The following is a 17,515-nucleotide window of genomic DNA, read 5'->3' as shown; positions in this document are numbered from 1 at the left end:
CTCCCGGCATTTTATCATGTATAGTCAAGATTAAGGTATCTCACGCCCCACAAAGGACATATGGAAACCCGGAAAGTCCAGCGATTGGGACCGTCGACACTCGCGATGACGTTGCCGGCGGAGTGGGCCAGTGCGCACGATGTCGAGAAAGGCGACGAAGTGTCACTGCGGATGGGCGGCAAAGGCACGCTGACAGTCATGCCCGAGTCCGTCCAGACTGAGGAGTCAGAGGCTATCATCCACGCGGAGAATCTCGATGCCGCGTCCGTCGAGCGGGCTATCGTCGCCCAGTATGTGCTCGGTCGGCGCGTCATCCACGTCGAAGCCCCAGAAGGCGAGACGCTAGAATCGTCCCACATCAACGCCGTCTACAACGCCGAAACCCAGCTGATGGGCCTCGGCGTCATCGAGGAGACGCCGGACAGAATCGCGATTCGCTGCTCCGTCGACCCGGAGGACTTCACGCTCAACAACCTCCTCGAACGGCTGGAATCCACCGGCTCGACAATGCGAAACGAGGCGGTGAAATCCCTCGCCCACGGCAACCCCGACCTCGCTCAGCGGGCGCTCAACCGCGAGCGACAGGCCAACAAGATATTCGTCCTGCTGCTACGGCTCATCTTCACGGCCTACCAGAACCCCAACCTCGCGCGGGCTATCGGCCTCAACGACGGCTTCCCGCTCATCGGCTATCGGTCGATTGCGAAGAACCTCGAACTGACGGCGGACAACGCCGAGGACATCGCCGAGATCGCCCTGGAGACCGAGGACCACTCGCTCAACGTCGACAGCTCCACGATGCGCCGCATCCGCGAGTTTACCGACCAGGTCAACGACATCACCGAGCTGGCGGTGCAGGCGGCTGTCGACCGTAACTACGACACCGCGATTCAGGTCCGAGAACTGTACAAGGATATCGGCGACAAGGAACACGAAATCCTCGACGACCTGCCGGAGATGGACAACGAGGCGCTACTGGAAGTGCGTGAAGTGCTTGTCAGCCTCCAGCAGACCGCCGAGTTCGCGGTCCGGAGCGCAGAGATCGCGACGAACCTCGCGCTCAACGAGGAGTCCGAGCACACGACAATCGAGTGAGGCGGCTCCCGCTGCCCGCAGTTGCGGTTCGCAGCGACAGTCCTGTTTTCCGACTCTACCACGTAATTTGGCAGTTTCACTACCACGATCGGTTGCTGTGAAAAACACCTGCACCTTTCATCGGACATCGTGAACGGTCCAGTATGAAGCGGCCTGTCGACCCATCGACACCCGTTCATATCGCCGTCAAAGAGACCATCGCGGCACTTGAGGACTGCCACCCTACACAACTTGGGAGCCTTGAGATGGTCGTTGACGGTGAACGACTGGACGCGGTGCTGGATGCCCCGTCAGAGGAGTTACCGATGCTGTTCCAGTACTGTGGCTATACGGTATCAGTCGATGACACGGGGACACTCTGTGTCGAGAACTGAGGGAGCAGACTACTATCGGCTACCCGAGGAGGCCGCCATCGTCTGTCTCGGTTTCAGTCGGCGTGGCCGTCTCCGTCGGGGTCGCTGTGGGTGTCTCGGTCGTCGTCGTGGTTTCCGTTTCCGTCTCTCCGTCGTCGAGCAGGCCGTCATCCGTCTCTGTGTCCCCACTGTCCAGTAATCCGCCGTCTGTTTCGGTTTCCGCGGGTGTTGGGGTTGCAGTCGCGCTGTCGGCTGTCGAACGGTCGGACCCATTGCTGGAGTCGTCAGCAGTCCCATCACCGGTCGGGTGCTGCGCCTTGGTGCCGAAGATATCTGTCTCTATCTCCTGCTGGTAGTCAATAGAGTCTAGGTCAACTCTGAACTGCTCGTTGTCGCCCTCAAGCACGAGGTGAACCGCCTCGGGGTCAAGCCCCGAGGCTTCCCGTGGTTTAGTCGGACACTCCCATCCGACCATCGGCCTGATAGCCTCGAACGGTCGGTTGGGTCACGGTCGGGGCGTCCACGGCCCCCGATGCCCGCCGTCGCACCTTCCGAACAACGGGAAGGCTGTTGAGAGCAGGCACATTCCAATCGAGTTTCTTCACGCCTTTCACGGCGATGTTGACGCTTGCACCACGGTCGCTGTGGTCTTGATGCCCACAGTCCCAACAATTGAACCGTTTCTTGTTACGGTTCGCACGTTCCGTGTGTCCGCACATCGGACACCGTTGGCTCGTGTACTCGGGGTTAATCCACGCAGTCGGGATACCCTCGAACGACGCCTTGTACGACGTATAGAACTGGAGGGCGCGGAACGGAAGGTGGTGCAAGCGTCGGTTCATCCGCGTGCCGTAGTCGATACTGTCGCGCATCTCTTTGAGGTCTTCAAAGACGATGCACGGCTTCTCGAACTGACGACTCCACTCCACGATGTGTCGAGACACCTTGTGGAGTCGGTCACGGACGAACCGTTCCTCACGCCCTTCCAGCGTGTCGTGGATGCTGTCTTTCCCCGCGTTCTGGACGCGCTTCCGCATCGTGAAGTAGCGGTGGCGCTCGAACTTGATTTCGGGGAAGTCAATAACCAACGAGTCCTCAATGCCATCCTCGGAGAGAGCGGTGAGAGCCACGTTGTCTTCGTTCACGTCCACACCGACGACCGTCCGCGAGTCCTGCTTGTCTCGAACGGTCTGTTCGGTGTTGGTGACGTTGACGTGCAACTCAGCGTTGTCGTTGTGGAACAGGGCTTCCGCCGTCCCAATCTTCCACTCATCGCTTTCGAGTGCGGTCTGGAGAATGTCGAGGTTGGCGTCACTCCCTTTGAGGACGCCCGTGACGTGCTTGTACGGCTTCGCGCTGATGCGGAACGCCACGTCGCCGTCGTCGGTGAGCGACAGGTTGTACCCCTCCTCGTAGTTCGCTCGGAGGGGGTACGCGCCGTCCTTGGTGTGACTGGGTTTGCCGAAGTCGTCGTACTCGTAGTAGTTCTCCATCGCGCCGAGTGCTTTGGCGACGACGCGCTGTGTCGTGTTTTTCACGAGGTTGGCGTCGTCGGCTACACGGTCGGGAATCGCGTCCCAGTCGACGCCTTGCTTGGCGAGACGGATGGTTTCGTTGTACACCGACCGCGCTTCGAGGGTGGCGTCGTACAGCAGGCTCTCGTTGTCACTCTGGATGTCGAGTTGGAAGTCCAGCGTCTTGACGAGTGCCTGTGAGTCGGTCATTCCTGCTCGTTGGGTTGGACGTGACGGTAGTGGAGGAGGAGCGTGCGGAGTACGCTGTCGAAACTCGTGTGGCCCTCCTCGTCCTTGAGTTCGTCAAGGTCGTCGTACACGGTGTCGGATACCTTGAGTTGTTTCGTCACGTCTACCCCTTGTTCTTCCACAGTTAAAAGTTCACTTGTGGTAGTCTGTGAGTCACTTCAGAGAATACTTTCGATTGGTCGTTGTATTGGTATGTATGGGCGAGAAGCGGTCGAACCACACGGTGTACAACATTAACTACCACTTCGTGTGGTGTCCGAAGTACCGCCACACCATTCTCGAACCAATCGAGGATTCGCTGGAAGCGAGTTTCCGTGCCATGTGCGACGAGTACGGCTACGAGATACTGTCGCTCCACATCTCACCCGACCACGTACACCTGTTCCTGTCAGCCCACCCGAAGCATGCGCCGAGCGAGATTGTGCGAACGGTCAAGAGCATCACGGCGCGGGAGATGTGGGAACAGTACGAGTCGTACTTGGAGGAGTATCTGTGGGGAGGTGGGTTCTGGGAGGAATCGTACTACGTGGGGACGGCGGGTGATGTTTCGACCGACACGATTGAGCAGTATATCGAGCGAACGGAACACGTTTAACGGGGCTTACGGCCTTCACCCTCGGGGTCAAGCCCCGAGGCACTCGGCCTGCTCCGCCTGTAGAGGTCTGTCTGTTGATTTCGCTGGAGATGGGTCACCCACCAGCGGTCTAGATTCTCGTTCTGGATAGCGGTGTTCGCTTCGAGTGTCGTCTTCTCGCCTGGGTTGAGGACGTAGCCACGATCCGTTTCGCCCTCGCCGACGGTCACGTCGTTCATCCGAATGGTGTAGCCGACTTTGGTGATTGTGTAAGGGTACGGCTTTGGGTTGTACACGTCGAAGGCAAGGTTCAGTGGTGTCTCGGACTGGGTGAGGTTCTCCTGGTCCCACGCGCCGCGGGTCTCGTTGATGTAGAGGACGGGGTCCGACACGAGCGGCTGGTCTGCCTCAACGGGCCGCGTCTCGGTGGAGTTGAACTGGCTGAGGAGGTCCGTCTCGATAGTTCGTTCCTGACTGAAGGACACTGACTGTCCGCCGAGCATCGAGGACGTGACGGTGGCGTCGATACCTACTGTCGTCGTCTCGCCGTTGTCGATGTGAGTGACCCACCACGGCGGGATACGGTCGTTTTGCATGTCGGTGGTGAACTGTAGCGTCGAGTTGCCGGTGCCGAGACCGATGCCCTGCCTGTCGCCCTGTGCCATCTCTACGCCGTTCATTGAGACCGTGTAATTGAGTCCGACGCCGCCCAGCTGGACGCCGACCGGGTTGGGATTGGTCACGGTCAGGTCCGTCGCCACGGTAGTCGTCTGGTTCGAGACACCTGCGAAGTGATTGTCCACCGACGCGACACTGGGCGTGCCCAGGACGCCGAGTGCGACGCTGCCCCCCGCGACAGCAGCGACTGCGACAACCAGCACGCCAACTATTTTCAACCGACCCATAGTTGCACATCCATCTCCCATGGGGAGGTATATGTTCTGTGGCTCCAGCCCGAATGAACTAAGTGGGCAACACCGAAAGCGTCGTACATGAGTTCCAAGGCGTCCAAAAGCGACATGGGGACGGGCCTGGCCCTACTGTTCGGGCTCGTCTCTGTCGGCGCGGCCGTGGTCACAGCAACAAACAGCTATAACTACGCGATTCTGCACGCACAGGAACTTGAGACGGGGAACCTGCTCGTGACATCTGGCGGCGCATTCGGGCTTGCGATGCTGGCCGCGGCCGTGGCAATCGTGGCGATCCACGCCTACGACGCCTGATACTGGTATCAGCCGCAAGACTGTGAAGGGAACCGTTAAAAACGCAGAGACCGTATCTCTTGTATGGCCGATTACAGCGAGGAAGACCGACGCATTCTCGAATATCTCCGGGACAGCGTCTCGCGTGGAGAGAGCTACTTCCGCGCGAAGAACATCGCTGAGCAGCTCGGCCTCTCGTCGAAGCAAGTGGGAGCGCGGCTGCCACGCTTAGCTGAAGAGGCCGACGAAGTCGAAATCGAGAAGTGGGGCCGAGCGCGGTCGACGACGTGGCGCGTCACGCCGACCGGATAGCCCCCGTCGGGTTTTACGCACTGTGACAATCGGTGGATTCATCGGCCAGTAGTCCTCAGTACCTTCCATGACTGTCCGGGTCGAACGAACGATGACTGTGCCGGCCACACCGGAACGTGTCTGGGAATTCATCACCGACCCGGATAAACGGGCCCGGCCAATTAGCGTCGTCACTGACTGGGAAATCATCGACGACACACACGCAAACTGGTCGATTGAGCTCCCAATTCCGGTGGTCAGTCAGACAATGACGGTAAAAACTGAGGACGTCGAACAGCGCCGCCCGGAGTACGCCCGCTTTATCGGTCGCTCGAAGGTGATGACCGTCCAGGGCGAGCACGAACTCGAAGAGACGGCCGACGGCGGGACGAAACTGACGAACCGGTTCATCGTCGACGGCAAACTCCCCGGCGTCGAGCGGTTTTTCAAGCGGAACCTCGACGATGAGATGCAAAACCTCGAACAGGCGCTGCGGGACGACCTCGAAGTCGAAGTATGAGGCTCACGCTTGCCCAGACAGACGTATCGTCGGATTCGGTGACCGAGAACGTCAGTCGCGCGACGACCGCCATCAGGGACGCGGCCGCGGAGGGCGCGGACCTCGTTGTGCTCCCGGAACTGTTCAGCATCGGGTACTTCGCCTTCGACCGCTACGCTCGCGAGGCGGAGGGACTGAACGGCGAGACGCTCAGCCAGGTTCGCAGCGTCGCCGCGGACCACGACGTGGCGGTGCTGGCCGGCAGCGTCGTCGAGGACCTCGCGGCCAGCGCTGACAGCGGGTTCGACGTGCCCGCGGATGAGGGGCTGGCCAATACTGCTGTATTCTTCGACCGCGACGGGGAACGCCGGGCGGTGTATCGCAAGCACCACCTGTTCGGCTACGACTCTGCGGAATCCCAGTTACTGGAGCCGGGTGAGACGGTTCCGACTGTCGACTTTGAGGAATTCACCATCGGAGTCACCACCTGCTATGACCTCCGGTTCCCCGAGCTGTATCGCCACCTCGTCGACGAAGGTGTGACGCTGACGCTCGTGCCCAGTGCGTGGCCGTATCCGCGCGTCGAACACTGGAAACTGTTCGGTCGCGCCCGTGCCGTCGAGAACCAACTGTACGTCGCCGCGGCGAACGGCGTCGGACAGTTCGAGGAGGCGGAACTGCTGGGGCGGTCGACGGTGTACGACCCGTGGGGGACGACACTCGCCAGCGCTGACGACCACCCGGCGCTGGTGACTGCCACCCTCGACCCGGCGCGCGTCGAGCAGGTCCGCGAGGAGTTCCCGGCGCTTGCTGACCGCCGGACGGACTGGCCGTAACTGCAGTCGCTGTTTGACAAAAAGCGGTTTTTGAGCGTTCGCCGTCATTATACTGCTCTCAGAACGAGTACGTCCCGTATGGCTTCCCGAATCAGGGTCCTCGCTGTCGTCGGTCTCCTCTTGCTGGCCGGCTGTACCGGCATGGGCGGAAGTGGCGATGCGGGCGAGGCACAGGGCGGCGGCGATGGCGCACAGATGTCCAGCGGCGGCGACGGGTCGAGTCAGCCCGTCGAAGCGGATTCCAAGGCGAGCGCTGGCGATAGCGAAAACATTCAGGCCGGCGACGCGGCGGCCGACCGGGCAATCATTCGCAACGGACGGATGGTGGTCGAAGTGGAGAACTACTCCGCGACAGCCAATGCAATTGCCGCTCGCGCTCGCACGTCCGGCGGATACGTGAGCGACTCGAACCGCGAACTCCACCGTGACGACGGCGAGACGTGGTACACCGGCTACATCGTCGTCAGAGTGCCAAGCGAGGAGTACGAGCCGACGCAGTCGATGGTGAGCAAGCAGGGAACGGTCCGCTCCGAGGAAACAACGACGAAAGACGTGACCGACAAACTGGTCGACCTCGAAGCGCGATTGACCAACCTCCGGGAGCGCCGCGACCGACTGCGGACCTTCTACGAGCGAGCTAACAGCACGGAGGAACTGCTCCGCATCGAAGAGGAACTGTCGTCGGTTCAGAGTGACATCGAACGCCTCGAAGCACAGAAGCGCTCGCTCGAACAGCGGGTCGCCTATTCGACGCTGCGCGTCGAGATCCATGAGCCAGCGCCCGAGCCGTCGGCCCAGCAAGTGCCGTACCACGAGCAGTCGCTTGTCGCTGCGTTCCTCTCGTCAGTGACCGACGTGTACGTGTTCACTCGTGGGCTGCTGGTGACCGCCGCGAGTCTCGCGCCGTGGCTCGTCGTCCTCGCCGTCCCAGTCGTCGGCGGCCGCCGACTCCTCCGCGGTCGGTCGCTCTCGGTGCTGGGCCGACGTGGCACGTCTGAATCGGCCATAGAAGACGGCGACGACGGCAGTAGCGACCCACAGCAGGAACCAACTCCCGAACCGACTGATGAGTCGCCCGACGACGACGCGTAGCCGAAACCCGACACCGGGCCTTTTTTGCGTGTGCACTCGCTACGAGTACCTGCCGGCAAGGCGCTTTTCACGTCGATGCCGGCGCTAACGCCCGTCTCGCTGCTCGGCCACTCGGCGTCGCTCGTCCGCCAAGGCTGTCCGGACAGCCTTTTCACTCCTCTCCCGGAGTCGACCCTTTCGCCTCTCCTCGTCTTTCGGATACTACCGACGAAGCGCTCCCGCTCAGCGGATAGTCCGACCAAGATTCCCAGCGAGCCACGCGAGCTACCGCGTGCGTTCCCGTTCAAGCGCTTCGCTGAAGTGTGCTGGTGTGATCTCCACTTCCTCAGCGTTCTCGGTGGCTTCTTCTGGTCCGTAGGCGGACGCGACCTCCCGGATAGCCAGCATTGACGCTTCGCGGACGACGGCCTCCAGCTCTGCGCCAGAGAAGCCGTCGGTCTTTTCGGCAAGGTCCTCGATATCGGTGTCAGCGGCGAGTGGCTTCCCGGCGGTGTGGACGGCGAGAATCTCTTCGCGGGCGTCACGGTCGGGGTTCGGGACCTCGACGTGCTGTTCGAGGCGACCCGGTCGCAGGAGCGCATCGTCGATCATGTCCCGGCGGTTAGTCGCAGCCAGTACGACCAGATTGGGGTTCTCGGTGATGCCGTCGAGTTCAGCGAGCAGCTGGGAGACGACGCGCTCGGTGACTTCGTTGCCCTGACCGCGGTGGCTGGCGATGGCGTCTATCTCGTCGAGGAAGATGATGCTCGGCGCAGTCTGGCGGGCGCGTTCGAACAGTTCCCGGACCGCTTCCTCGCTCTCGCCGACGTAGCGGTCCATGATTTCGGGGCCGGCGACGTGGATGAAGTTCACGTCGCTCTCGCCGGCGACGGCCCGAGCGAGCAGGGTTTTGCCGGTCCCCGGCGGGCCATAGAGTAGAATGCCGCTTGGCGGGTCGGTGTTCGTCGCGGTGAACAGTTCACCGTACGACAGCGGCCACTCGATGGTCTCGGTCAGCGTCTGCTTGACCTCGGCCAGCCCGCCCACATCGTCGAAGGTCGCCGTCGGCGACTCGGCGACATACTCCCGCATCGCACTGGGGTCGACCGTTGCAAGCGCGGTCTCGAAGTCGTCCTGGTGGACATCGCCATCATCGCGGTCGGTCCGGAGCGCGGCCATCGCGGCCTCAGTAGTCAGTGATGCGAGGTCAGCCCCGACGAAGCCGTGGGTCTGTGCGGCGATCCGGTCCAGATCCACGTCGTCGTGCAGCGGCATGTCCCGCGTGTGGACGTCCATAATCTCGCGGCGGCCGTGCTCGCCGGGGACGCCGATTTCAATCTCGCGGTCGAAGCGGCCACCGCGGCGCAGCGCCGGGTCGATGGCGTCGACGCGGTTCGTCGCGCCAATGACGACGACGCGGCCCCGGTCTTCGAGGCCGTCCATCAGCGTAAGCAACTGGGCGACGACCCGGTTCTCCATGTCGGCGTCCTCGTCTCGGGAGCCAGCGATGGAGTCGATCTCGTCGACGAAGAGGATGGCAGGCGCGTTCGCTTCGGCTTTCTCGAAGGCCTCGCGGAGCCGTTCCTCGCTTTCGCCCTTGTATTTCGAGACGATTTCGGGGCCCGAGATGGTGTCGAAGTAGGCGTCGACCTCGTTGGCGACGGCGCGGGCGATGAGGGTCTTCCCCGTCCCGGGCGGGCCGTGCAGCAGGACCCCGCTTGGCGGGTCGATACCCAGACGGCGGAACTCCTCGGGCTCCGAGAGCGGCATCTCTATCATCTCGCGGATGCGATCCAGTTCCTCGTCGAGGCCGCCGATGTCCTCGTAGCTCACCCCGGACTCTGTTTCGGCGGTCGGCGTGTTCGTTGTTGTTGCCTCGTCGGATGACGACTGGCCCGCGCCGCTGCCGCCGTCGAGTCCCGGCAGCACGGTCACCGCTGTCGCGTCGGTAACCCGGACCGGCCCCGACGGAGACGTTTTGCGGACGAGGAAGGTCCCCAATCCATCGATGTGCGTCCGTTCGTCGGCCTGAATAATCTGGTCGACGAGACGCTTCCTGACCAGACTCTCATAGTCCTCGCTCCCCGGCATCGGTTCGACCGGCTGGACGGCGATTTCGGTGGCCTCTGAGACCGACCCGCTTGTTACTGTGACAGTGTCGCCGATGTTGACGCCGGCGTTCGCCCGAGTGTCCGAATCGATACGGACAAACGAGCCGTCATCGTCAGCCGGCCAGACTTTCACGACAGTCATGTCATCCCCGTCGATGATGACGGGCGACCCGCTCAGCACGCCCAATTCAGTCCGTGCGGACTCCGGCAGTCGTGCGATACCGCGCCCGGCGTCGCGCTTGTTCGCACCCTCGACGGTGAGTTCGACACCGGCCTCAGTGGACCCGCTCATGCCGCCTTCTTGCAATCCGACTCCCTTGAGGGTTCCCGTTGTGTTGCGGGAAAATAATATACGGACGGCAATTCGAGGTTCTGATATGGTTGTCCAAACTGAGCGAGACGAGGTCATGTGGTACAAGTGCGAGACCTGTGGCCTGATGTTCGACGACCAGAACGACGCGCGCCAGCACGAGGAGAACTGTGACGACGAAGACCCGTCCTACATCCAGTAACGGTCCTCGCCCCGCAGTCGCGCCTGTCCCACCGTAGTCTCACCCCTCGACGATTTCGTAGCTCCGCTCGCCGAGTTCGTCCTCCTCGAAGACGAACACCCGGCCGTTCGTCACGTCGTAGTCCACCTCGACCGCCGTCCGCATCTGATTATCCCGGACCGTGACTCCCGGGAACAGTTCGTCCTCCTCACCGTCGTCAAGAATGACCCGTCCGACGCCCGTTTCTTCGAGAATGTCGTCGTGCGTCCGGAGGTCGTTGACGTACACGAGGATACCTGACGTCTCCGTCTTGTCGGTAATCAGGACGTGTGTGTCTTTTCCCGGCGCAGTTTGGATACTCCCCTCGACCGTCGTTGGGACGCCGTGATAGAACGCCTGGCGGCCGTCGAGGTACTCCACGACGACGCCGTCCTCGGTTAATTCGACCGAGACGGTGTCCGGTGCGATGTCCGACCGGTTGCTCATACCAGCCCTTCCGGCGGCGCGCTCAAAAGTGACGCGTTGTCGGTCTGGGTCGAGTGACCGTCCTGCAATCCCACAGACAGGGTGCGAAAGGGACTAGTGACTCGCCTGTCTCCGTCTCACCATGACGAAGACCCTCGTCGTCGGGCTTGACGGAGCGAGCTGGGAACTGCTCGACCCGTGGATCGAGGCCGGCGAGCTCCCGAACCTGGCCGCGCTGCGGGACACCGGCACCTGGGCGGGGACGCGGAGCTGTCTGCCGCCAGTCACGTTCCCGAACTGGAAGTGTTACTCCTCGGGTAAGGACCCCGGCGGGTTCGGCGTCTTCTGGTTCGAGAACGTCGACCTCGCCGCGGGCGAGATCAACGTGATGAACGGCGGCGACTACGACACCGCCGAGCTGTGGGACTACCTCAACGACGAGGGGCAGTCGGCTGGCGTCGTCAACATGCCGACGATGTACCCCCCGCGGGACATCGACGACCTCGTGGTTGCCGGTGGCCCGGACGCCGTTGAAGGGGAGTACCGCTCGATCAGTTCCGGCTACACCTCGCCGCCGGAACTGGCCGAGGAACTCGAATCGCGGTTCGACTACAGCGTCCACCCGGACCCGCTGCTGTCCTCGAACGACGAGCGCGGCGCGGAAGTCGAGGCCATTCTGGACCTGCTGGAGAAGCGCTTCGAGGTTGCCACGACACTCATGGACGAGCGGGACCTCGATTTCGTCCACGTCACGCTGTTCTATCTCAACGTCCTGCATCACTTCTTCTGGGACGACGAGCCGAGCCTGCGCGCATGGAAAATCGTTGATGAGTGGGTCGGCCGGCTCGACGACCGCGAGGACCTGAATCTCGTCCTGATGTCCGACCACGGCTGTGACGCGACTCAGACGGAGTTCTACATCAACGAGTGGCTGGCCGAGAACGGCTACCAAGTCCGGGACACGAGCGTCGACGCCGTGCTCACCCGAATCGGGCTCGACCGAGAGAACCTGCTCGCGGTCGCAAAGCGGGCTGGACTGGTCGACATACTTGCCCGCGTCGTCCCCGAGTCTATCCAGCAACTCGTCCCGCAACGCGACGGCGTCAAACGGGACCGAAAGCTCGAAGCCATCGACCTGGAACAGACGAAGGTCGTCGCCAGCGGGCAAGGGCCGGTGTACATCAATCCCCGATTCGACGTGGAATCGGTCCGTGAGTCGCTGATGGCCGACCTCAGCGAGGTCGAAGACGAGCACGGGCCGCTGTTCACTGACGTGTACAGAGGCGAGGACGTGTACAACGGCCCCTACGTCGACGCCGGCCCGGAGGTCGTCGTCGACCAGCGCCCGGGCGTCCACGTCAACGACGGCATCGGCGGCGGGACCATCCAGAGCGGCCCCGACCGCTGGGCGGCCGAGAACACACCCTACGGCATTTTCGCCGCCAGCGGGCCGGACTTCGAGCCACAGGGCGAACTCGACAGAATCAGCATTCTCGATATCGCGCCGACGGTGCTGGCCGCCCACGGCTGTGCTATCCCGACTGATATGCGCGGCGAAGTGCTCCCGGTGTTCCCTGAGGACCCCGCCATCGGCGAACGTGACCCGCTCAGTATCGAGGACGCCCTCGGAAGCGATGACGGCGACGCAGTCGAGGACCGCCTGAAGCAACTGGGATACATGGAGTAGCCACCTCCGTGAGAGCGACTGGCGGTGAATGAGTGAACCCAATGGGATAAGTAGCCGCTCCCGATACACTCCGGTATGGTTAGCATCGATCTGAACAACAGCCAGCGAACGATGCTTACGACGCTGGTAAACAGGTATCAACAGACCGGTGAGGCGGTTACCGGCGAGACAATCGCGGAGGAGATCGACCGGAACCCCGGAACGGTACGGAACCAGATGCAGAGTCTGACCTCGCTGGGACTTGTCGAAGGTATTCCCGGCCCGACGGGCGGCTACAAGCCGACGTCCGAGGCATTCGACGCAATCGACCGCCAGCAGATAGACGAGGCAGAGAGCGTCGTCGTCGCCCACGACTACGACCGGGTCGACGTCACCGTCGAGGAAATTAATTTCACGAACGTTCACGACCCGGAGAAGTGCCGCGCCCGGTTCCACCTCCAGAGTTCGGTGCAGGATTTCAGTGAGGGACAGGCCGTCATTCTCGGCCCGACGCCGATATCGAAGCTCGTCGTCGCCGGGACAGTTGTCGCTGTCGACGAATCGAACAGCGAAATCCTCCTCGACGTCGCGAAAATAGAAGGGCCTGTAGAAGAACCGGAAAAATAACCGTTCCGTGCGACCACGCAGCGTGCTGTAGCGCTTTCAGGGATCGACGCGGTCGATCCACAGCGTCGGCGTCTCTATCTCGTCTTCGGTGGGGAGGGTGTCCGGCGAATCCCAGACGCGTCCGGCCGCAGCGACGCCGCGGGCGTCGGCGACCGTGTCGAAGAACGCCTTCCCGCGTTCGTACTGCTGGCGTTTCATTCCGAGGCCGAGCAGTCGGCGCATGAGCGACGCGATGGGGCCACGTCCCTGTCGGCGCTCGTCGACTTTCCGCCGCAGGTCGTCGTACTCGTCGTCGAAGGCACGGTCCATCAGCAGTTCCGCGTACCCTTCGACGGCAGTCATCGTCGTATCGAGTTCGCCAAGCGTTGTGCGGTCGATGTTGCCGTCGGTGAGGTTGTCGATGGCGTCCTCCATCGCCGTTTCGAGGTGGTCGGACAGCCACGGGGCCGCGCCGAACTCCGCCGCGTGTGTGACCTCGTGGAATGCAATCCAGCGGCGGAAGCGGTCCCGCTCGACGTTCAACTGGTCGGCGACCCGGTGGATGTTGGGGCGCACGAAGTACAGCGCGTGGGCGTCGTTGTCCGCGAGCAAGACGGGGTCGTACTGGCCCAAGACGTTGTTTCCAAGAAACGACAGCGCAACGGCCATCGATCCGGTGTTGACGACGCGGGCGATGCCGGGCATATACTCGGCCTGCTGTTCTATCGGCTCCATCACGCGGCTGAACGTGGCGACGTTGGCGTCGATCCAGTGATGCCGGTTCTGGATTTCGACGGTTTCGGGAAGATCAAAGGCAAGTTCGCCGACCTCCCGGACGCGATCCCGTGCGTCCCGAACGTCGGTCGCGTAGCCGTCGCGTTCGGGCGTCTCGACGGTGAGGTCACCCGTGTCTGTGGCACCCTTCGCGGCGTCGGCGACAGCACTCCAGTCGATGGGGCCGTCGCCGGTCGCGCTGGCGACAGCCTGAACGCTGTGGTATAATCCCATACGTCTGAAATGTGGCGGGACAAAATAGGCCTTCTCCCTGTGAAAACGACCACTAGCGTTCGGTTCGTTGCTCGCTGTGGCACGAGACGTGGCCCTACAGCGCTTCGTCGCTGTCGTCATCAGCGGCAGACCCGCCGAAATACAGGCGCAAAACGAGCGCGACAACTGCGACGACACCGAGGACCGCGAGCGCGATGCGACCGATGCTGGGGCCACTGCCGCCTTCTGCGTCCGTTTCGTCGCTCGCTTTTTCCGTCTGGGACCGCGACCACCGCGATTTGCGCTCCGATTCGTCGTCATCGTCAGCAGCGCTGAATGGGGCGTTCGCAGTGAACTCCGCGCCGTCGAGATGCAGTTCGAGGAAGGTGAATTCTGCCATACTGACAGTTCGATACCGCGACTCTTAGCCGTGGCGGTACCGGGACCACGCTGGGATGGTCGTAGACCGTCTGCCGTCCGTTGATTTCATCACCACGGGGCGATTATGCTCCATATGGACACACGACGACGAGAGTTCCTTGAATCGCTGCTGACAACGCCCGGCCCGTCTGGATACGAGGCCGACAGCCAGCGGGTGTGGCTCGACTACGTCAGTGAGTTCGCTGACGAGGTCCGAACGGACGACTACGGGAACGCTGTCGCGAAGGTCGAGGGCGGCGACACGACCGTTGCGCTCGCGGGCCACGGCGACGAAATCGGGTTCATCGTTCGGGACTTCACAGACGACGGCTTCGTCAAACTGGGCCGCATCGGCGGCTCTGACAAGACCGTCTCACGCGGGCAACACGTCACTATTCACACGGCTGACGGTCCCGTTTCGGGTGTCGTGGGACAGACTGCGATTCACCTCCGGGATTCGGACGACGATTCAGTCCCCGAAATCTCCGAACAGCACGTCGACGTTGGGGCAGTGGACGGCGACGAGGTAGAATCGCTCGTCGACCGCGGCGACCCGGTGACATTCGTCCAGACGCTGAGTGAACTGGAGAACGGCCGCCTCGCTGCACGGGGGATGGACAACCGTATCGGCATCTGGGCGGCCGCTGAGGGACTCCGCCGCGCAGCAGAGTCAGATGCGGACGCAACGGTGTACGCTGTTTCGACGGTGCAGGAAGAAGTCGGCGTACAGGGTGCGAAGATGGTCGGATTCGACCTCGCGCCCGATGTCGCCATCGCAGCGGACGTGACGCACGCAACGGACGCACCGGGCTCGCCGGGCAAAGCCGCGACGGGTGTGGAACTCGGCGAGGGACCGGTCGTTGCCCGCGGGAGCGCGAACCATCCGGTCGCCGTCGATGCGCTTCGAGAAACGAGCGACGCCGAGGACATTGACATCCAGTTACAGGCGACCGGTATCCGGACCGGGACCGACGCGGACGCTTTCTACACCTCCCGCGGTGGGATTCCGTCAGTCAACGTCGGCCTGCCGAACCGCTACATGCACACGCCGGTCGAAGTCATCGACCCGGACGACCTCGACGCGCTCGCAGACCTGCTGGCTGGCTTCGCCGTCCGAGCGGCCGAGCAAGCGCCCTTTAGCGTCGACGTGTAGGATATCTGAACGCTCTCGCGCGCCATCAGACAAACGGTACGTTTAAGCGGCCATCACTATCCAAACCGTACATGAGTGGACGACCGCTAGATGTACTCGAAGCGTCCCTCGGTGAGACAGTCACCGTACAGCTGAAGGGTGGCGAACTGTTCGAGGGGGAACTCACTGGCTACGACCAACACATGAACCTCGTCGTCGAGGATGAAGACACAACGATTATACGCGGCGATAACGTCGTCTCAATTACTCCATGACTGGCGCAGGAACTCCGAGTCAGGGCAAGAAAAACACCACGACGCACACGAAGTGTCGACGGTGTGGTGAAAAGTCGTATCACACGAAAAAGAAGGTCTGCTCGTCGTGCGGTTTCGGCAAGTCGGCCAAGCGGCGTGACTACGAGTGGCAGTCGAAAGCAGGCGAATAACACACTCAACACAAATGCACGAGAAGTGCGGCGTTGTTGGCATCTCTTTGGAGGACCGTGACGCCGCCCGACCGCTTTACTACTCCTTGTACGCGCTCCAGCACCGCGGCCAGGAATCGGCCGGCATCGTCACCCACGACGGGTTCCAGCAGTACAGCCACGTCGAAATGGGACTCGTCGGTGACGCATTCGACCCCGGCGATCTGGAGGCGCTCAACGGCTCGAACGGTATCGGCCACGTCCGATACCCGACTGCCGGGAGCGTCAACGCCTGCTGTGCCCAGCCGTTCTCCGTCTCGTTCAAGTCGGGGTCGCTGGGACTGTCCCACAACGGGAACCTCGTCAACGCTGACGAGATCGGCGACGAACTGGCTGACCTCGGCCACGCCTTTACCTCCGATGGCGACACCGAGGTCATCGCCCACGACCTCGCGCGTAATCTCCTCGAGGAGGATCTGGTTCGGGCTGTCAAGCGGACGATGAACCGCATCCACGGGTCGTACTCTTTGACCATCATGCACGACGAGACGGTCCTCGGCGTGCGCGACCCGCAGGGGAACCGGCCGCTGTGTATCGGCGAACTCAAGGACGGCTACGTCCTCGCCTCCGAATCAGCCGCCATCGATACGCTCGACGGCGAACTGATCCGGGACGTCAAGCCCGGCGAACTCGTCGTCCTGCACGCCGACGGCACCGGCTACGACACCTATCAGCTCGTCGAACCGGAGAACACGGCCAATTGCTTCTTCGAACACGTCTACTTCGCGCGACCGGACTCGACCATCGACGAGAACCTCGTCTACGAGGTCCGGCGCGAACTCGGTCGGAAACTCTGGGAGGAGTCCGGCGTCGAGTCGGACGTGGTGTTGCCGGTGCCCGACTCCGGGCGTGCGTTCGCCTCCGGATACGCTGAGGCCGCACAGGACGACGGCTCGGACATCGAGTTCGCCGAAGGGCTGATGAAAAACCGGTACGTCGGCCGTACGTTCATCATGCCGACGCAAGACGAACGCGAGCGGGCTGTCCGACTGAAGCTCAACCCCATCAAGTCCACAATCGAGGGCAAAAGCGTCACCATCATCGACGACTCTATCGTCCGCGGGACCACCTCGACGCAACTGATCAAGTTGCTGAAGGATGCCGGTGCCGAAGAGGTCAACGTGCGCATCGGCGCGCCGCCCATCGTCGCTCCGTGTTACATGGGTATCGACATGGCCTCCCGCGACGAACTCATCGCCGGGAATCAGTCCGTCGAGGAAATCCGCGACGAAATCGAGGCGGACTCGCTGTCGTATCTCTCTATCGACGCCATCGCGGAAACGCTGGACAAGAGCCGGACTGACCTCTGTCTCGGCTGTGTCACCGGCGAATACCCCTACGACATCGAGGGCGAGGCGACGGACCGCGACGTTGTCCGCCCGGATATCGGGACCCAATCGAGCCCGGCTGACGACTAGCGTCGTCGGTGCTGCACAGCACTACATTTTTGCCTACTCCGAGTGAGGCGT

General features: G+C 62.3%; 23 protein-coding genes. 15 read left to right on the top strand and 8 right to left on the bottom strand.

Annotated features, from left to right (window positions below):
• Positions 1 to 60: 60 nt before the first annotated feature.
• Together RR_RS07620 and RR_RS07615 are read left to right on the top strand one after the other, a co-directional pair.
• A complete protein-coding gene (locus RR_RS07620; protein ID WP_004961528.1) occupies positions 61 to 1,095 on the top strand; it encodes a phosphate signaling complex PhoU family protein in 1,035 nt (344 codons plus the stop codon).
• A 143-nt stretch (positions 1,096 to 1,238) separates the two neighbouring features.
• Positions 1,239 to 1,469 (top strand): HalOD1 output domain-containing protein, encoded by a 231-nt coding sequence (locus tag RR_RS07615; protein WP_011223253.1) that lies wholly within the window; start codon positions 1,239 to 1,241, stop codon positions 1,467 to 1,469.
• Between the two features lie 19 nt (positions 1,470 to 1,488).
• Here the strand turns inward: RR_RS07615 and RR_RS07610 are convergent, their stop codons facing one another.
• From RR_RS07610 to RR_RS22345, 3 genes are read right to left on the bottom strand one after another with little or no spacing between them, the layout of a single operon-like run.
• Positions 1,489 to 1,923, bottom strand: a complete 435-nt coding sequence (locus RR_RS07610) for a hypothetical protein (protein ID WP_011223252.1) — start codon at positions 1,921 to 1,923, stop codon at positions 1,489 to 1,491.
• Positions 1,898 to 3,172, bottom strand: coding sequence for an RNA-guided endonuclease TnpB family protein (locus RR_RS07605; protein WP_011223251.1), 1,275 nt, complete (start codon positions 3,170 to 3,172; stop codon positions 1,898 to 1,900). Before RR_RS07605 ends, RR_RS07610 begins: the two co-directional genes overlap by 26 nt.
• Positions 3,169 to 3,312 (bottom strand): hypothetical protein, encoded by a 144-nt coding sequence (locus RR_RS22345; RefSeq protein ID WP_023843275.1) that lies wholly within the window; start codon positions 3,310 to 3,312, stop codon positions 3,169 to 3,171. Before RR_RS22345 ends, RR_RS07605 begins: the two co-directional genes overlap by 4 nt.
• Before the next feature lie 95 nt (positions 3,313 to 3,407).
• Here RR_RS22345 and tnpA point away from each other — a divergent pair, with 95 nt between their 5' ends.
• A complete protein-coding gene (gene tnpA / locus RR_RS07600) occupies positions 3,408 to 3,806 on the top strand; it encodes an IS200/IS605-like element ISHma7 family transposase (RefSeq protein ID WP_011223250.1) in 399 nt (132 codons plus the stop codon).
• On the opposite strand, the gene RR_RS07595 is transcribed toward tnpA, so the two are convergent.
• Positions 3,803 to 4,690 carry an LEA type 2 family protein gene (locus RR_RS07595; RefSeq protein ID WP_117614921.1) on the bottom strand — a complete coding sequence of 296 codons (888 nt, stop codon included), beginning with the start codon at positions 4,688 to 4,690 and terminating at the stop codon, positions 3,803 to 3,805. The two genes, tnpA and RR_RS07595, sit on opposite strands and share 4 nt — an antisense overlap.
• Before the next feature lie 114 nt (positions 4,691 to 4,804).
• Here RR_RS07595 and RR_RS07590 point away from each other — a divergent pair, with 114 nt between their 5' ends.
• The 5 genes from RR_RS07590 (at position 4,805) to RR_RS07570 (ending at position 7,705) form a co-directional block, all read left to right on the top strand.
• A complete protein-coding gene (locus RR_RS07590) occupies positions 4,805 to 5,008 on the top strand; it encodes a hypothetical protein (protein ID WP_004961543.1) in 204 nt (67 codons plus the stop codon).
• Positions 5,009 to 5,071: 63 nt separating this feature from the next.
• Positions 5,072 to 5,299 (top strand): DUF7123 family protein, encoded by a 228-nt coding sequence (locus tag RR_RS07585; RefSeq protein WP_004592831.1) that lies wholly within the window; start codon positions 5,072 to 5,074, stop codon positions 5,297 to 5,299.
• Between the two features lie 67 nt (positions 5,300 to 5,366).
• Positions 5,367 to 5,798 (top strand): SRPBCC family protein, encoded by a 432-nt coding sequence (locus RR_RS07580; protein WP_004961545.1) that lies wholly within the window; start codon positions 5,367 to 5,369, stop codon positions 5,796 to 5,798.
• Complete coding sequence (locus RR_RS07575) at positions 5,795 to 6,613, top strand: carbon-nitrogen family hydrolase (RefSeq protein ID WP_011223247.1); 819 nt, start codon at positions 5,795 to 5,797, stop codon at positions 6,611 to 6,613. The genes RR_RS07580 and RR_RS07575 overlap by 4 nt, the downstream gene beginning before the upstream one ends.
• 78 nt (positions 6,614 to 6,691) lie before the next feature.
• On the top strand, positions 6,692 to 7,705 hold the full coding sequence (locus RR_RS07570; protein WP_011223246.1) for a DUF4349 domain-containing protein: 1,014 nt from the start codon (positions 6,692 to 6,694) through the stop codon (positions 7,703 to 7,705).
• Positions 7,706 to 7,969: 264 nt separating this feature from the next.
• Here the strand turns inward: RR_RS07570 and RR_RS07565 are convergent, their stop codons facing one another.
• Positions 7,970 to 10,087, bottom strand: a complete 2,118-nt coding sequence (locus RR_RS07565) for a CDC48 family AAA ATPase (protein ID WP_011223245.1) — start codon at positions 10,085 to 10,087, stop codon at positions 7,970 to 7,972.
• 85 nt (positions 10,088 to 10,172) lie between these two features.
• Between RR_RS07565 and RR_RS22950 the strand changes: the two genes are divergently transcribed.
• Positions 10,173 to 10,307 carry a DUF7128 family protein gene (locus tag RR_RS22950; protein ID WP_004961558.1) on the top strand — a complete coding sequence of 45 codons (135 nt, stop codon included), beginning with the start codon at positions 10,173 to 10,175 and terminating at the stop codon, positions 10,305 to 10,307.
• 39 nt (positions 10,308 to 10,346) lie between these two features.
• Here RR_RS22950 and RR_RS07555 read toward each other — a convergent pair whose 3' ends face one another.
• Entirely contained in the window at positions 10,347 to 10,772 is a 426-nt protein-coding gene (locus tag RR_RS07555) for a DUF5796 family protein (RefSeq protein ID WP_011223244.1), read from the bottom strand.
• A 121-nt stretch (positions 10,773 to 10,893) separates the two neighbouring features.
• Between RR_RS07555 and RR_RS07550 the strand changes: the two genes are divergently transcribed.
• A complete protein-coding gene (locus RR_RS07550) occupies positions 10,894 to 12,438 on the top strand; it encodes an alkaline phosphatase family protein (protein ID WP_011223243.1) in 1,545 nt (514 codons plus the stop codon).
• 75 nt (positions 12,439 to 12,513) lie between these two features.
• Positions 12,514 to 13,044 carry an Rrf2 family transcriptional regulator gene (locus RR_RS07545; RefSeq protein ID WP_004961567.1) on the top strand — a complete coding sequence of 177 codons (531 nt, stop codon included), beginning with the start codon at positions 12,514 to 12,516 and terminating at the stop codon, positions 13,042 to 13,044.
• A 36-nt stretch (positions 13,045 to 13,080) separates the two neighbouring features.
• Here RR_RS07545 and RR_RS07540 read toward each other — a convergent pair whose 3' ends face one another.
• Both RR_RS07540 and RR_RS07535 read right to left on the bottom strand, forming a co-directional pair.
• Positions 13,081 to 14,031 carry a zinc-dependent metalloprotease gene (locus RR_RS07540; protein ID WP_049938826.1) on the bottom strand — a complete coding sequence of 317 codons (951 nt, stop codon included), beginning with the start codon at positions 14,029 to 14,031 and terminating at the stop codon, positions 13,081 to 13,083.
• Between the two features lie 94 nt (positions 14,032 to 14,125).
• Complete coding sequence (locus tag RR_RS07535) at positions 14,126 to 14,410, bottom strand: hypothetical protein (RefSeq protein WP_004961574.1); 285 nt, start codon at positions 14,408 to 14,410, stop codon at positions 14,126 to 14,128.
• 114 nt (positions 14,411 to 14,524) lie between these two features.
• Between RR_RS07535 and RR_RS07530 the strand changes: the two genes are divergently transcribed.
• From RR_RS07530 to purF, 4 genes are all read left to right on the top strand, one after another.
• Positions 14,525 to 15,583 carry a M20/M25/M40 family metallo-hydrolase gene (locus tag RR_RS07530; protein ID WP_007190422.1) on the top strand — a complete coding sequence of 353 codons (1,059 nt, stop codon included), beginning with the start codon at positions 14,525 to 14,527 and terminating at the stop codon, positions 15,581 to 15,583.
• Positions 15,584 to 15,654: 71 nt separating this feature from the next.
• Positions 15,655 to 15,837: an LSM domain-containing protein gene (locus tag RR_RS07525; RefSeq protein ID WP_004517917.1), complete on the top strand. Its 183-nt coding sequence runs from the start codon at positions 15,655 to 15,657 to the stop codon at positions 15,835 to 15,837.
• Positions 15,834 to 16,007, top strand: a complete 174-nt coding sequence (locus RR_RS21465; protein ID WP_004517916.1) for a 50S ribosomal protein L37e — start codon at positions 15,834 to 15,836, stop codon at positions 16,005 to 16,007. The genes RR_RS07525 and RR_RS21465 overlap by 4 nt, the downstream gene beginning before the upstream one ends.
• Before the next feature lie 14 nt (positions 16,008 to 16,021).
• Complete coding sequence (gene purF / locus RR_RS07520) at positions 16,022 to 17,464, top strand: amidophosphoribosyltransferase (protein WP_011223240.1); 1,443 nt, start codon at positions 16,022 to 16,024, stop codon at positions 17,462 to 17,464.
• Positions 17,465 to 17,515: the final 51 nt, after the last annotated feature.

It is taken from the genome of Haloarcula marismortui ATCC 43049 (genome assembly GCF_000011085.1).
GTDB lineage: Archaea > Halobacteriota > Halobacteria > Halobacteriales > Haloarculaceae > Haloarcula > Haloarcula marismortui.
This window is presented reverse-complemented; position numbering and strand designations above follow the sequence as displayed.

What these genes read in the sequence shown, in the direction of transcription:
- RR_RS07615 (WP_011223253.1), top strand. Translation starts at nt 1,239, where the DNA reads ATGAAGCGGCCTGTCGACCCATCGACACCCGTTCATATCGCCGTCAAA.
- purF (WP_011223240.1), top strand. Translation starts at nt 16,022, where the DNA reads ATGCACGAGAAGTGCGGCGTTGTTGGCATCTCTTTGGAGGACCGTGAC.
- RR_RS07545 (WP_004961567.1), top strand. Translation starts at nt 12,514, where the DNA reads ATGGTTAGCATCGATCTGAACAACAGCCAGCGAACGATGCTTACGACG.
- RR_RS07605 (WP_011223251.1), bottom strand. Translation starts at nt 3,172, where the DNA reads ATGACCGACTCACAGGCACTCGTCAAGACGCTGGACTTCCAACTCGAC.
- RR_RS07565 (WP_011223245.1), bottom strand. Translation starts at nt 10,087, where the DNA reads ATGAGCGGGTCCACTGAGGCCGGTGTCGAACTCACCGTCGAGGGTGCG.
- RR_RS07535 (WP_004961574.1), bottom strand. Translation starts at nt 14,410, where the DNA reads ATGGCAGAATTCACCTTCCTCGAACTGCATCTCGACGGCGCGGAGTTC.
- RR_RS22950 (WP_004961558.1), top strand. Translation starts at nt 10,173, where the DNA reads ATGGTTGTCCAAACTGAGCGAGACGAGGTCATGTGGTACAAGTGCGAG.
- RR_RS07575 (WP_011223247.1), top strand. Translation starts at nt 5,795, where the DNA reads ATGAGGCTCACGCTTGCCCAGACAGACGTATCGTCGGATTCGGTGACC.
- RR_RS07530 (WP_007190422.1), top strand. Translation starts at nt 14,525, where the DNA reads ATGGACACACGACGACGAGAGTTCCTTGAATCGCTGCTGACAACGCCC.
- RR_RS07525 (WP_004517917.1), top strand. Translation starts at nt 15,655, where the DNA reads ATGAGTGGACGACCGCTAGATGTACTCGAAGCGTCCCTCGGTGAGACA.
- RR_RS07580 (WP_004961545.1), top strand. Translation starts at nt 5,367, where the DNA reads ATGACTGTCCGGGTCGAACGAACGATGACTGTGCCGGCCACACCGGAA.
- RR_RS07595 (WP_117614921.1), bottom strand. Translation starts at nt 4,690, where the DNA reads ATGGGTCGGTTGAAAATAGTTGGCGTGCTGGTTGTCGCAGTCGCTGCT.
- RR_RS07570 (WP_011223246.1), top strand. Translation starts at nt 6,692, where the DNA reads ATGGCTTCCCGAATCAGGGTCCTCGCTGTCGTCGGTCTCCTCTTGCTG.
- RR_RS07620 (WP_004961528.1), top strand. Translation starts at nt 61, where the DNA reads ATGGAAACCCGGAAAGTCCAGCGATTGGGACCGTCGACACTCGCGATG.
- RR_RS07555 (WP_011223244.1), bottom strand. Translation starts at nt 10,772, where the DNA reads ATGAGCAACCGGTCGGACATCGCACCGGACACCGTCTCGGTCGAATTA.
- RR_RS21465 (WP_004517916.1), top strand. Translation starts at nt 15,834, where the DNA reads ATGACTGGCGCAGGAACTCCGAGTCAGGGCAAGAAAAACACCACGACG.
- RR_RS07540 (WP_049938826.1), bottom strand. Translation starts at nt 14,031, where the DNA reads ATGGGATTATACCACAGCGTTCAGGCTGTCGCCAGCGCGACCGGCGAC.
- tnpA (WP_011223250.1), top strand. Translation starts at nt 3,408, where the DNA reads ATGGGCGAGAAGCGGTCGAACCACACGGTGTACAACATTAACTACCAC.
- RR_RS07590 (WP_004961543.1), top strand. Translation starts at nt 4,805, where the DNA reads ATGGGGACGGGCCTGGCCCTACTGTTCGGGCTCGTCTCTGTCGGCGCG.
- RR_RS07610 (WP_011223252.1), bottom strand. Translation starts at nt 1,923, where the DNA reads ATGGTCGGATGGGAGTGTCCGACTAAACCACGGGAAGCCTCGGGGCTT.
- RR_RS07550 (WP_011223243.1), top strand. Translation starts at nt 10,894, where the DNA reads ATGACGAAGACCCTCGTCGTCGGGCTTGACGGAGCGAGCTGGGAACTG.
- RR_RS07585 (WP_004592831.1), top strand. Translation starts at nt 5,072, where the DNA reads ATGGCCGATTACAGCGAGGAAGACCGACGCATTCTCGAATATCTCCGG.